We start from the raw sequence: 13,741 nt of genomic DNA, 5'->3' as shown, positions 1-13,741 counted from the left end.
GTTTCTACGTTTTCAACAATTTAAGCATTATTGGAAGTACCACCAATAACAATGGCAATGCGAAGACCAACCCTCCGATGACGGCAATAGCCAAAGGTTGGTGCAACTGGGCCCCTGCTCCAATACCCAGGGCCAAGGGGATCAAGGCCATTATTGCCGCAGTGGCCGTCATTAATTTGGGCCGCAATCGTTGCGCTATGGAATATTCGATCTTTTGAAGGTGTGATAACGAAACATCACACTCTTGGTACTGTCGATAGGTAAAAATGGCATTCTCCCCGATAATCCCGACTATCATAATGATACCTGTGTAACTTCCTACGTTCAAAGGTGTTCCTGTCAATAATAGACTCAACAGGCAACCTGCAACCCCTAAAATGGCAATGAATATGATGGCAAGAGCAATCTTGATCTTTCTGAACAGAAACAATATGACGGTAAAGACCAACAGTACCGCAGTAATCAAAATGAGCATCAATTCCTTAAAAGCCTGTTGTTGTTGCTGGTATTCCCCTCCATATTCAATATGGTACCCCGGGGGAAGGCTGATCTTCGTGGACAGATTGTTTCGGATATCGGTCAAGGTAGACCCAAGGTCCCTGTTGTTCAAGCGAGCCGTAACGACCCCTATGGATTTTTGGTTTTCCCGATTGATCTCTGCCACTCCCTTCCCTATTTCAATTTTCGCCACTTTTTGTAAGGGTACAATATCCCCACTGGGCAATTGCAGGGTCATTTGTTGGATATCGGAAACCGAATTGGTGTTGGTGCCGGGAAATACCAACCGGATATTCACTACCTGCTCCCTTTCAATAATACTACTGATGACCACCCCTTGGATCTGGGTTTCCAATTGCGTTTGAAAGTCGGACGGCGTCAATCCCAATTGTGCCAAAATGGGAACGTTGGGCTGTATGAGCACCTCGGGGCCCGCCACAATGATTCCGTCGCTCACATCGGCCGTACCATTTACCTGCTCCACCAATGTTGCGATCTGCCTGGAGAAATCCTCCAACTTGCCAATATCATCACCGAACACCTTAATCTCGATAGGTTGTACGGAACTCATAAGATCTCCCAACATATCACCGATCACCTGACCAAAATCTACCGTCAGCGGTGGCACCGCCGCTTCAATTCGGCCCCTGATCTCATCGGAGACCTCAGTGGTGGTCTTTTTCCGTTTATCCTTTAGTTTTATTAGATAATCCCCTCGGTTCTGTTCGGTTATAAAAAATCCCATTTGTGTACCCAAGCGAGCAGAATAGGCCTCCACTTCCGGTTGCCCGTCCAAAATCCGGTTGACCACCTGTAGCATCCGATCGGTCTCCTCCAAAGTGGTCCCCGCAGGACTGTAATAGTCCAAAACAATGCTGCCTTCATCCATTTCCGGTAAAAATCCGGACGCCAATTTCGAGGGAACCAGCCAAATGATGGCCAAACATCCGAGGGCAAAAAGAACCCCAATCATTGGTCTGGTCAGAACCGTATGGATCCATTGGGTATTCGTATGATGTTTTTTCGTGATCTTCTTTTTCGAGGCAAACAGCATCGAAAGCACCGGCACCACAAGCCATGTCACCAAAAAGGAACAAGCCAACGCAATGATCATACTAAACGCCATCACCTTGAAATAGGCCCCTGCCACCCCTGTCATCAACACAAAGGGAATAAAAATCACCAATGTGCTCAAGGACGACCCTACCATGGCCGGAAATAAATGGGCAATGGCCTCCTTGGACCACCATGCAGCGTTCTGGTCCGGATGCTCCTCTTTGATCTTATGCACCTGTTCCACGATGATGACCACATCGTCTATCATCAGGCCAATGGCAGCGGCAATGGCACCAAGGGTCATGATATTGAAAGTGTATCCAATGGCATCCAAAACAATAAGGGTCAAGGAAAGGGAAAGGGGAATGGTAAAAAGTACCACCATACTGGCCGAAAAAGACCGTAGGAACAGGATGACCACCAATAGGGCCAGTACCAGACCTATCCAAAGTACATCCTTGATACTGCTGATACTGGTATTGACAAAATCCGCTTGCTTGTAATAGGGTAAGAGTTTTACACCCTTTGGGAGAATGGACTCCAGTTCCCTTACCTTTTTTTCAATAGTGTTGTTGACCTCCACAAGATTGGAATTGGGCTGTTTGATGACAGCGATCAGGGGAACATTTTTACCATTGGCCAGGATCTTGGTATAGGATTTGGCCTCGGTCACTTTGACCTCGGCAATATCCTTCAACCGGATCAATCGATTTGGGGAGTTGATGATGACCAGGTTGCGAAGATCATCCAGATCATCGATGGCATTGTCGGTCAAGGTAAGATACAACCGATTATAGTCCGAGGCATATCCATTGGATTGCAAAATATTGGAATTGACCACGGCACTGGTAACCGCAGCAATCGAAATACCAAGGGTATGGATGACATAGGGTTTCAATTCAATTTGGTATTCCTTGTCCTTGCCCCCTATCACCGCAATGTCCGACACCCCCGGCGTTGCGGCCAAATAGGGCTTTATCTGATATTTCGCTATTTTCTTCAAATCCACTTGGGAGAGCCCCTCCCCTTCCAGGGAATACCCCATTACCGGCAGAATGGAGGGGTTCATTTTCTCTACGGATGTGGTCGTATTGGGCAAAATATCCCCTTGGGACTGGTTGATAAAGGATTCAATCTGCGATTTGGCCGTATTGATATCGGTACTCCAATCCAAAAAGACCGAAATCTCACAACTGCCCCTTGAGGTGGTACTACGGATATATTGTAGCCCTTCCGTTCTTCTGATGATATTTTCCAAGGGGATGGTCACCGTGGTCATCATTTTGTCCACAGGTTGCTGACCGGCATCCGCGATCACTTTGATCTTCGGAAAGGTGATATCGGGAAACAATCCCGTCTTCAGTCCCCGATAGGAAAAAGCTCCCCCGATCAATAACATCAGGGCTATGGCCAAAAGTGGGTATTTGTATTTGGAGTAGGATAGCTTCATTATTTTTCGATACTGACTTTGGTGGAATCCTGCATTTGATAACTGCCCTCGGTAACCACCTTGTCATGGATTCCCAGTTTTTTTGACATGACCTCGATCAAGGAATCGTTTTTGAGGCCCGTCTGAACATCTTGCCTGACCGCCAAGGTGTCACCCAAGACCTTCATAACCCAAAAACCGGTCAACAATTCATTGGATTGAAGGGCGGAGTGTGGTATGGTCATGGCATTCTTTTTTTCCTTGTAGACCGTCTTGACCTGCACGTTCAGATTTTCGGGGAGTTCCTGCCCTGGGAGTTCAATCAAAAATTGTTGGGATTGGGGAATAGGGTCGATCACTGGAAGGATGGCCGATATTTTGGCCTGGATGACCGTTCCGTTCTGCAGCATGATCTCGCAAAGGGTCCCGATATCGATATGGTCCCCATATTCATAGGGCACGTTGACTTGGACCACGAGGGAACTTGGTTCTGAAATTATGGCCAGCACATCCCCTTCCGCCACATAATCATTACGCTGCACATTGAGTTGGGCAATGACCCCTGTACCATTACTGATGACTGAAATAGGCCCTGAAAGTTTGGCCAAGGTACTATCTATCCTTACGGCTTCGGCCAGCGCATCCTGTTCCTTGGTCCTGACCGTGGCAAAGGTTTGTCCAGCACGGATATGGGACCCCAATTTATGGGGCAACCAAGAGACATATCCCGTAACATTGGAACGCACATTCTCCTTTTTCTGGTACAGGGTCACGCCATTGAAGGTAATATATTCCTTTATGTCACCTTGTTGAACCGCAGCGGTCTTTACCTGAATGGGCACTTCCGATGTGGTTGTGGTTTGGGGGTCACTTTTACAGGACCCTACGGACGTCAAGACCCATATGCAAAGAAAAGTGTACCCTAATTTTTTCATCATATCACCAGTTTGTATAGTTATATTGGTTACGCAACAACCAGAGGTTGGTCTGGGCCTGCAGTTTGGCATAGGCTGTCAGTTTATACGTTTGGACCAGGTTCAAATAATCGATTACGGAAGCAAGTCCCTGAACCATTTTTTGTTTATAGATATCCAGGATGTTCGACTGCAGTTGCAGTTGTTGTTCCATCTGTTTCAAATATGCCGTTTGTCCCTCCATCTGCATCTGAAGGCTTTCAAGGGTATTTTGGGCCTGGGTCTCATTGTACTTCTTGTAATAATCCAGGTTGTCCAATTTCAGTTTATTTTGGAGCTCATTATATTTTTTCTGGTGACCATCGTAAATCGGTATGGTCAACCGGAGCCCTGCACTGAGTCCGAACCTACGTTGAAGGTTGTTCAGGTCCACTGCATTCAATCCAGAGTTGCCGTACACTGAAACCTGTGGCCGGTATTGGTTCTCAAATACATTTTGATCGGCGGATATCTGAAGGCTATCCAGGGCAAATCTTTTTTCGAAGAGCAAGGTGTCCTTTTGGGATGTTGTTTCAATTTGGGGTTCGGCCAAGGGATCGAAGTTTGTAAGGGATACCCCTGACAAGTTTCCCATTTGGGTATAAAGGTTCTTGAAGTTGATATCGATCTGATCCAATTCCAATTGTTTCGTCCCTATATCCGATTGGATGGCCAAATAATCACTTTCGGCCAAAATGCCCCGCTTTACCAACAACTCCATGACCTTTAACCGATTATTGAGATCTTCAATGATACCAAGGGTAAAGTCCTTTTGGAGTTGCAATTGGTAAGTGAAGATATAGAGGTCCGTGATGTTCTTGACCAGATTTCTGGTCATTTCCTCCTGTCCCAAGGCCAGGGACGCATTGGACAATTGGTTTTGGAGCAACAGATTGTCCACAATCGTCTTATTGAAAATGTTTTTGGTAATATTCACTTGGGCGGAATAGAGTCCCCCATTGGTAATGCCCACATCATACCCCAGGGCATTGACGGAAGGGTTTGTGGTCACATCCAAAAACTTGCCATTACTGTTGAAATAAGGGGCCACCAATACTTCTGAGGTGGCATTGACCTGAAAGGCATTGTTCTGTGCCCTGATGATTTCGTTCTGCAGTTCCCCTACCTTTTGAAGGTTGGCATTTTCCAAAAGTCCAGGGGCATTTTCTTCGGCATTGGTCACAAAGAATCCAAGGGATCTTTCCTGTGCACAGCTGTGATGTACCAATCCGAACAAAACCACCATACACACAAAATACCTCATTACCAAACCATTACTGTTTTTCAAATATATCATTCTATTTCAAAATCCATGGATAATCACAAATCGAGAAAAGCCCGATCCAAGTTGTCTTCCCTTTTAGAACTTATAGACCACCCCAAGGGCATAGGAACCGTCCCCACTTTGGAAGCTCACATCAAAATGTTCCTTCATGTAGGGGGTGGTAAACAGATAGGTCGAGGCAATTCCTGTCAAGGCCCCGCCCAAAATATCCCAACCATCGTGCCTATCGTTCACCCCCTCAATCCTACTGTAGGCAACGTAGGCGGCTACGGCATAGGCAGGGATTCCATATTTCCAACCGTACCTCCGTTGTAAAAAGGAAGCACCCTGAAAAGCAAATGAAGTATGCCCGGATGGAAATGCATGCCCATCGAGCCTACCTTCGGGCCTTGGTTTGTTGATGGCATATTTCAAGATCCAAGTGGCCGTTAAATTGGCGGTTGCCGATTTTCCCAATTGCCAAAACCCTTCCTTGTCCCCTTTGGCCAAAACGGTGATCAACGAAAAGGCCGTTGGGGCGAATTGTGCATAATCCCCGATCTTTTCAATGGAGGTTTCTCTTGCAATCTCTTCGGGTGAGTCCAATTGTTGCCCATACATGCTGTTCAGGGCCAGCAGAAAACACAATAAAATGGCATACTTTACCATGACGTATCGATTTTATGGTTCATTTATAATTTCCGTATCAAGTCGGCCCCGCAAAGTGGCCAGATGTTGCTGTTTTACAGGTTCAAGCTCCCTTTGTCCAAAGGCGGTGAAATACCTGTGTTCCTCCAAGAAGGAAATATTGAGCAAGACCCAATCGCGTTCGGAATAGGACCACCCATGAAAATGCTGCCACTCTTCCCTTAACAGCGCGTTCTTTGAAAAAAAGGATACAGTTCCCAAATGGAACAGATCTGCGTCACAAAGGATCTTTTCCAATAAGGTATTGGGGGATTGTGGCATTCTAGTAGCCATGATACAGGCCTGTACCATTTGCAATGCTTCTTTTGGATACTCCCATGATTCCAGGAACTTTGTTGCGATGGTCTTGCTTTGGACCTCATGTCCTTCAAAACCGGATGCATTTCCCACATCATGGAACAAGGCTGCCAATAGCGCCGGCTCCAATGCCTTTTCCGACAGCCCTTCGTCCCTCCCGATCACCCGGACATGGTCAAACACTTCCAAGGTATGTTGTACATTGTGGAACGGTAGGGACCCACATCGGCCTCCTTTCAACAATGACACGCAGAATTGTTTGGCCAAAGGAAGTATGTCGGATTTATGGGTATGATCTTTTTCTTTCATACCCTTTTCCAAATCTTTGTAATGATTATATCAATAGTCTGTATCATTTAAAAAGCATAATTAAATCCAAGGACGACCCCTTGTCCATCGCTTGAAAAAGTGAGTTCCATGCGATCTTCCTTATAGGGCCTTGTGAATAGATAGGAACTCCCGATACCCACCACGGCTCCCGCAAGGACATCCCAACCATCGTGTTTGTGGGCCTGGATACGGCTATAGCCCGTAAATGCCGCCAAGGCATAGGCAGGCGCCCCGAATTTCCAACCGTAACGTTTTTGTAAAAAGGCAGCACTTTGAAAGGTCGTGGAGGTATGGGCCGATGGAAAGGCCCGGTACCCATTATCATAGGGCCTTGGTTTGTTGATGGCATATTTCATCCCAAGGGTCACGGCCTGGTTCAATGCAAACCCTTTGGCAAACTGCCAACTCCCCTTATGGTCCCCGATGAGCAATGTCCCGGTAAGACTGGCCACCGGAAGGGAAACCAGCAATACGTCCCCTGCTGTTTGTAGCGTCTTGTCCTGGGCATGGGTGTCCCAAACCGTACAGGCCAAAAGCAGGAACAACCCTAAGGCCGATATGTTTTTCTTGATTCCAGTGGCTCCAAAAAACCGTACTTCCATGATGGTATCTTTCGTTTGTAAGGATGGGGACCAAAAATCCTCCCCTAACATTATGGAACCAAAGTAGTACTGAAATCTAAAGACAATTTTAAGTTGTGGCCGAAGTACCATCCATCATCCTTTTGGTCTGGGCACAATGACGGTCAAGGCTTTCTTTTCAATGCCGATGGAAATGGCATTGTCCTCCATGGGATGGAACTCCCCATCGATCTGGGAATCGAAATGGGCACCGGGCAGACTTGACAGATCAAGACCTGTGGTTTGAAAATGCGTTGCTTCCTTGAGTAAATGCGGCTTGTTCATCAAGAGCAGAACACCCAATACCAACATTTTGAACCTGTTGATCTTGGTAATGACCAATACATCCAAAAGCCCATCCTGTAAAGATGCCTGGGGCGTAAGGCTCAGGTGGTATCCCATCACATTGGTATTGGAAACAAACACCAGAAAGGGGTTTGTCCTCCATTGCTTTCCATTGGCCTTGACCCCAATTTCCTTGGGTTTCTTCAATTCCTTGAAGGAGGTCATGCAGGCACCCAGGTACCCGGATAGGGTCCTTCTATTGGACGATTCATAATTTTTGATGACACTGGCATCAAAACCGACTCCTGTGTTACTGAAAAAATAGCGATCATTGATCCGCCCAGCATCAATGCGGATGGTATGTGCATTCCGCAAAAGTCCCAGGGCCTCACGCAGGTTCTTGGGGATATGGAGGTTGGAGGCCAAGCCATTTCCGGAGCCAAACGGGATGATGCCCAAGGGGATATTGGTCCCCACGAGAGAGGAGGCCACTTCGTTGATGGTCCCATCCCCACCACAGGCCACGATGATATCCGCACCTTCGGCAACCGATTCTTTGGTCAAGCTGATGGCGTGGGTCTTGTATTGGGAATATTTTACGATCAACCGATGAAAGCTCCTGATAAAAAACTGCTCCAAGTAAGCTTCGTTGAGCACTCTTTCCCCCTTGCCCGCAATGGGATTGACAATAAAATGAATTTTTTGATACCCCATTAATCTTGAAGTTTAAGCCCTCCATTGGAATAGAGGAAATCAGCCACCTGGTACCACGAAATGGCCTCATCGAGAAAAACCCGGTCCGTGGGGATACTTTTCAGACTGTTATCGGAAGGATCCCAATCATAGAAATTGGCATTCTTTTGATCTCCAAGTACCATGACCTGGTTCCCTTTCAACAACCCCAACTTTCTGTAGTTACCGATGAAGGCCCTTTCTTCTTCTGGTGTCATCTGTAATACATCCTTTCCAAAAAGGTTGGAGGTATAGTCCCAGCCCAGTAAGCCGAACAGGGTCGGAAACATATCGATCTGTGAGCAGAGGTTATTGATCTTTCCTGTATTTTTTTGGGGCAGGTTATAGATCAATGCGGGTATCTGGTAATTCTGCACATCCAATTCCCACCGGCCGGCACTACTGGCACAATGATCGGCCATGATCACAAAGACCGTATTGGCAAACCATGGCTTCCCCTTGGCCTTGCGCAGGAACTCCCCGATGGCATAATCCGTATATTTTACCGCCCCGTTCCGTCCCGTACCGGAGGGAATGTCTATTTTCCCCTCGGGATAGGTATAGGGTTTGTGATTGGAAGTGGTCATCACAAAATCAAAAAAAGGCTGCCCGGCACCGTAGGCCCGGTCGGCTTCTTTCAAAACTTTATTGTAGATGTCCTCATCACAGACACCCCATGCATTTTCAAAGGTGACCTCGTCATCATCGATATTGGTCCTTTTGGTCCGGATGCTCTTATCCATTAAAAATCCACGGCCACGGTCCACAATGTTGAAACCATTGCCCCCAAAAAAGGAGTTCATATTATCAAAATAACCGTCCCCTCCATAGAAAAAGTTCCGTTCATACCCTTTTTGTTCGAACACCTCCCCGATGGTGAACAGCCCTGCATTGTCCACCCGTTTGACAATACTTCTCCCCGGTGTGGGGGGAATGCTCAAGGTAATGGCCTCCATCCCCCGAACCGTTCGGGTACCTGTTGCATACAGTTGGGTAAAGAAGAGGCTTTCCCCTGCCAGGGAATCCAGATTTGGGGTCAGATCCAATTCGTTCCCGAACGATTTCAGGAACTTTCCACTAAGGCTTTCCACACAGATAAAGACCACATTGGGCCTAATTTCCTGTGCGGTACTGTTCGTGGGTGTTACGGTTCGAAGGATTTCATCCGTATTTGGGTGCACAAAGGTCGCCCCATCCATCCCCAGGCCATTTTTTACACGGGAAAAGGCCTCTTTATCGTCAACGGTCATATAGAAATCCGGGAACGAAAGTTCATTGTTCCGAAAGGCCGCAAAAAAGGAATAGATACCCGCTTTGGAAATTTCGTTGTTATAGCGGTTACTTGACCATTCCGCCTGTTCATTGGTCAATAAAAATACCGAGAGCACCAAGACCACCAACCATGGTACAGCAGATATGGACCGTTGTGCGAAATGGGTGCCAGGGGAAAAAGTCCTTTGAAAGATCCCAAACCTGAACAACAACCAAAAGGTCAACGCCACCAGTCCCAGAAGGGTCCCGATCAACAAGGGCAAGGGGTAGGATTCATTGATGTTCTGCACGACCTCATAGGTATAGATCAAATAATCCACTGCTATAAAATTGTACCTTCTATGGAACTCATCCCAAAAGGTAAATTCCCCCAGAAACGAAAAATATAGGATAAAGATGCCCAAAAAGAACCCAAAGAAGGTCAGGACGCGATCCAAGAGGGAACCGGACCATTTGGAGGGCACCAATACAAGATAGACCAGATAGGGGATCACAAAAAAGGAAAGCGTCGCCAAATCGAACACAAAACCTACCACAAACGTCCAAATAAGGGACAAGGGACCAGTATCGGTCTCCTGAAAGTCCCAAACCAACAATACGCCCCGTACGACAAGGGAAATGGACAAAAAAATAAGAACAAAAGCCCTCAACAATGCATACCGGGCCGGAAAGAGTTTGGTCAACATGGTACTTTTTAAAAAGCCAAGGTAGGATCCAATTCTTAAGGAAATTTAAAGTTATCCCTTTGTAAATTTTAGGTCAGTCCCCGACCAAGATCCTAGAGGTAAAACGATAGTCATCGGAGGGAATGATCTGGCTGTGGCCATCCTCATAAAAATCGACCCCAAAAAGCCTTCCGTGGTCCACAAGTTCAAAGATGTACTCCGTCGAATTTCCCCGGTTCCGCTCATAAACCTCGTATACGTCACCTTCGGGATAGGTCTTTTTGACCCTATCCATTAGCTGCTTGGGAACTTCTTCCCCATGCAGCTCCAACTCAAAATATTCCAACAGGCCATCCAAGGTATAGCTCGCGGTCATATAGTCGAATTTTTCCATATAGAAATTTACCAGCCAATGGCCATCAGGACTAAAGTGCCATTCGATATCCCTTGCGTTCAAGAACTTGGAGGTAAAGGCCCTATCGATGGTATCAGGTACTTTTCTGGTACAGGCCACTGCCAGCAGCAGCAAACATCCCAGGAGCCTTCCCGGATCCAAATTCACTTGGCCAAGCCAACGCTTACCTCTTATCCATAAAATCCTCATTCCTTACATTTTATAAAATTGAATCTTCCACTCCATGGTCTTCAACGTATTTTAGGAAAACCGACAGTACCCATGGGATTCCACAAGTAGAAAAAGGTCGGGAAGCATGAACTCCCGACCTCCATCAAAAACCAACTCAAACTCAAACCTAAACTTTAGTCTTGATCCTTTTCCCCTTCTTCATCGACGACCTGTTTATGGATCAATTTTCCATGGACATCGATACTTACTTCCAGTTCTTGCTCGCCTTTTTCCATTTCAAATTCATAGGTCAGGCCATCAACGGTTTCGGAAATTTCCGCCTCTTCGATTTCATACCCGGATAATTCCGTGTCCAAAGTGGCCTTAACGGCGTCTGGAATATCCTTTTGTTCAATTTCATGTTCCGTTTCCTTCCAAGTCCCATCTTCCAGGAAATTCGCGGAATATTCCATCCCGTTCATTTTGAATTCAGCTTCCCATTCAGCATCCGATTCCTTGTCCCATTTCACTTTCTTCACTTGGGGAAACTTTTTAACAAAGGCTGCCTTTACCCGAAGGGGCACGGAACGGTTACTTGCAAAGGCAAAGAGTGCAAGTCCCAAAAGGGCAGCGAGGGGTAATCCGATAATAATTTTTTTGTTCTTCATGGTTCCAATTTTTATATCTGACCTAAAAGTACACTCCAATTCTAAAGATGGTTTAAAGCAAATCTAAAGATGGCCCCATCGCCATTCATTTACCTCCCTATAGCTTGTACCGAAGCCCCAACCTAAAAATCTGGGTCTCGAAATAGTTTTGGTACAGGGCCGTAAATCCTTGGTCCGTTACTTCTTGGCGGATACCGAACCGATTGAAGATATCGGTGGCGGAGAAGGTCAGTTCCGCCTTTTTGTCCCAAAAACCCTTTTTGAGGCCTAGGTCCACTGAAGATCTTGAGAGTTCCTTGCCTTGGGGGATGTTCTTGTCCGAATAATAGATACCTGTCAATTGGATGGCCAGATCATGTTCCAATTGAAGCTCCGCATTCAACTTGGCATTCCAGGCATCTGCTGTGGATTCCTCCACCGTAAAAGTCCTTTCATAGGGGAATAGCAAAGTCCCCTGATAAGCATCAATGGCATTGGAGTACCAATTAAAAGTACCCGATACCTTTACCTTGTTGGAAATATCCTGGGCCAACAACAGTTCGACCCCTGTGTTGGTGGCCCTTCCCGTGTTCTGGTAAATGCGGTTGACAATGTCATAGTCCGGATTGGAAGCATCAATGCTGTAGACCCTCATATACTGGTCCTTGATCATCCTGTGGTACACTGCCGTAAAAATGGATCCTGTGGACCAGCTATATTTATGGGCCAACTCCACGGCATTGGTGAACTGTGGCCGCAAATAGGGATTGCCCACTTTGAGCAGTTCGGGATCGTCGTACTTTGGAAAAATCCGAAGTTCCGGTTCCCCCGGACGGTCGACCCTGCGGTTGTAGAACACCGACAATTTGTTGTGCCCCCCCAATTTATAGGTAAACCGTGCACTGGGTGGAAACGCCGGACATAGTATACCACCTTCGCCGGACCAAAGTGAGCATAGCTGGCCGGTGAAAGTGAGCCACCCGCGCCGGACGAAAGTGAGCCACTTTTGGACCTGATCTGTCTGTAATGTGCCAAAGGTCTTTTTTTGTGAAAAAGGACCATGGCGAACAAGCAGATAGACATGCGAAAAATAAAAAGGATATTCAAGCTCTACACCTCGGGTGTGAGCAAGCGGCGGATAAGCCAGCAGTTGGGCATCTCCCGCAATACAGTGGCCAAGTACATCGATTTCTTCAAGCGTTACCGTCTGACGGCCTATGAGGTTGAGAAGATGACCCTGGAGGAACTGCACGGCCTCTTCAAGGCCGACCAAAGGCCGAAGAGCCCAAAACTGGTCGAGCTACAGCGGTACTTTCCCTACTTTGACAAGGAAATAAGAAAGACCGGGGTGACCCGACAGTTGCTCTGGGAGGAATATTATGCCAAGCATCCCGATGGGTTCAGGCTCTCACAGTTCAAGTACTGGTACGCCGAATGGCAAAAGGAGACCTCCCCCGTGATGCGGATGGAGCACAAGGCCGGCGACAAGCTTTTCATCGATTTTACGGGCAAGAAGCTCACCATTGTCGACAGGGACACCGGGGAGCTAAAGGAACTGGAAGTGTTCGTGTGCATATTGGGCAGCAGCCAGTATACCTACGTGGAGGCATGTGCCAGCCAGAAGCTCGAGGACTTCATCCGCTGCACCGAGAACGCACTGTGGTTCTACGGCGGTGTGCCGAGGGCACTGGTGCCCGACAACCTTAAGTCGGCCGTTACCAAGAGCAGCCGCTATGAACCAAAGGTCAACGAGGTGTTTGCCGACTTTGCCGAGCATTACGAAACGGCTGTCCTTCCCACGCGCACCTACAGGCCAAGGGACAAGGCCATAGTGGAGAACGCCGTGCGCATCATCTACACAAGGGTGTTCGCGCCCTTACGGAACGAGACCTTCCACAGTGTGGCCGATATCAACACCGCGATCCGGGAACTGTTGGAAAAGCACAACGACATGTCCTTCAGGGGAAGGGAATACTCCCGACGTTCACTGTTCCTCGAGGTGGAAAGCCGGGAACTGATGCCCCTGCCCGAAAAACGCTATGAGATAAAACGGTACGCCCAGGCCACCGTGCACAAGAACAGCCATATCTACCTTGGCAGGGACAAGCACTATTACAGCGTACACTACAGGCATATCGGCAAACAGGTAAAGCTTGTCTATACCGACAGTATGGTCGAGGTCTACCATAAACATGAAAGGCTGGCCGTGCACCGAAGAAACAGGAAACGTTACGGCTATACCACTTTGGCCGAGCACATGCCCTCCCACCACCGCTTCGTCAGCGAATGGAGCAGTGAAAGGTTCATTGCCTGGGCCGGAAACATAGGGGAAAGCTGCCAAGGCTACATCATGGCCATATTGGACAAGAAGCAGCATCCCGAACAATCCTATAAATCCTGTCTTGGCGTACTGCACCTTG

At 47.4% G+C, this 13,741-nt stretch carries 12 protein-coding genes; 1 reads left to right on the top strand and 11 read right to left on the bottom strand.

The genetic code is table 11. The features are described from left to right. Window positions 1–4: 4 nt before the first annotated feature. From D2U88_RS13455 to D2U88_RS13405, 11 genes are all read right to left on the bottom strand, one after another. The gene (locus D2U88_RS13455) at window positions 5–3,004 is read right to left on the bottom strand and encodes an efflux RND transporter permease subunit (RefSeq protein WP_119641088.1); all 3,000 of its coding nucleotides are present in this window, start codon (window positions 3,002–3,004) and stop codon (window positions 5–7) included. Then, window positions 3,004–3,918, bottom strand: coding sequence for an efflux RND transporter periplasmic adaptor subunit (locus D2U88_RS13450; protein WP_220473505.1), 915 nt, complete (start codon window positions 3,916–3,918; stop codon window positions 3,004–3,006). Before D2U88_RS13450 ends, D2U88_RS13455 begins: the two co-directional genes overlap by 1 nt. 4 nt (window positions 3,919–3,922) lie before the next feature. After that, on the bottom strand, window positions 3,923–5,200 hold the full coding sequence (locus D2U88_RS13445) for a TolC family protein (protein WP_187265373.1): 1,278 nt from the start codon (window positions 5,198–5,200) through the stop codon (window positions 3,923–3,925). Window positions 5,201–5,296: 96 nt separating this feature from the next. Continuing rightward, window positions 5,297–5,869: a phosphatase PAP2 family protein gene (locus D2U88_RS13440; protein WP_119641085.1), complete on the bottom strand. Its 573-nt coding sequence runs from the start codon at window positions 5,867–5,869 to the stop codon at window positions 5,297–5,299. A gap of 12 nt (window positions 5,870–5,881) precedes the next feature. Further along, window positions 5,882–6,514 (bottom strand): HD domain-containing protein, encoded by a 633-nt coding sequence (locus D2U88_RS13435; protein WP_119641084.1) that lies wholly within the window; start codon window positions 6,512–6,514, stop codon window positions 5,882–5,884. A gap of 47 nt (window positions 6,515–6,561) precedes the next feature. Beyond that, window positions 6,562–7,137: a phosphatase PAP2 family protein gene (locus D2U88_RS13430; protein ID WP_119641813.1), complete on the bottom strand. Its 576-nt coding sequence runs from the start codon at window positions 7,135–7,137 to the stop codon at window positions 6,562–6,564. A 114-nt stretch (window positions 7,138–7,251) separates the two neighbouring features. Beyond that, window positions 7,252–8,154: a diacylglycerol/lipid kinase family protein gene (locus tag D2U88_RS13425; RefSeq protein WP_119641083.1), complete on the bottom strand. Its 903-nt coding sequence runs from the start codon at window positions 8,152–8,154 to the stop codon at window positions 7,252–7,254. Next, the gene (locus tag D2U88_RS13420) at window positions 8,154–10,130 is read right to left on the bottom strand and encodes an LTA synthase family protein (RefSeq protein WP_119641082.1); all 1,977 of its coding nucleotides are present in this window, start codon (window positions 10,128–10,130) and stop codon (window positions 8,154–8,156) included. The genes D2U88_RS13425 and D2U88_RS13420 overlap by 1 nt, the downstream gene beginning before the upstream one ends. A 73-nt stretch (window positions 10,131–10,203) precedes the next feature. Next, a complete protein-coding gene (locus D2U88_RS13415) occupies window positions 10,204–10,713 on the bottom strand; it encodes a hypothetical protein (protein ID WP_119641081.1) in 510 nt (169 codons plus the stop codon). Between the two features lie 155 nt (window positions 10,714–10,868). Continuing rightward, the gene (locus D2U88_RS13410; RefSeq protein ID WP_119641080.1) at window positions 10,869–11,342 is read right to left on the bottom strand and encodes a PepSY-like domain-containing protein; all 474 of its coding nucleotides are present in this window, start codon (window positions 11,340–11,342) and stop codon (window positions 10,869–10,871) included. A 97-nt stretch (window positions 11,343–11,439) separates the two neighbouring features. After that, window positions 11,440–12,249 (bottom strand): outer membrane beta-barrel family protein, encoded by an 810-nt coding sequence (locus tag D2U88_RS13405; protein ID WP_417935316.1) that lies wholly within the window; start codon window positions 12,247–12,249, stop codon window positions 11,440–11,442. Window positions 12,250–12,381: 132 nt separating this feature from the next. On the opposite strand from D2U88_RS13405, the gene istA reads away from it, so the two are divergent. Further along, the coding region (gene istA, locus D2U88_RS13400) for an IS21 family transposase (protein ID WP_119639143.1) at window positions 12,382–13,741 on the top strand (1,360 nt) is incomplete at its 3' end.

It is taken from the genome of Flagellimonas aequoris, from assembly GCF_003584165.1.
Classification (GTDB): Bacteria; Bacteroidota; Bacteroidia; order Flavobacteriales; family Flavobacteriaceae; genus Flagellimonas; species Flagellimonas aequoris.
The sequence above is the reverse complement of the archived record's forward strand: the minus strand, read 5'-3'. Positions and strand labels throughout refer to the sequence as shown.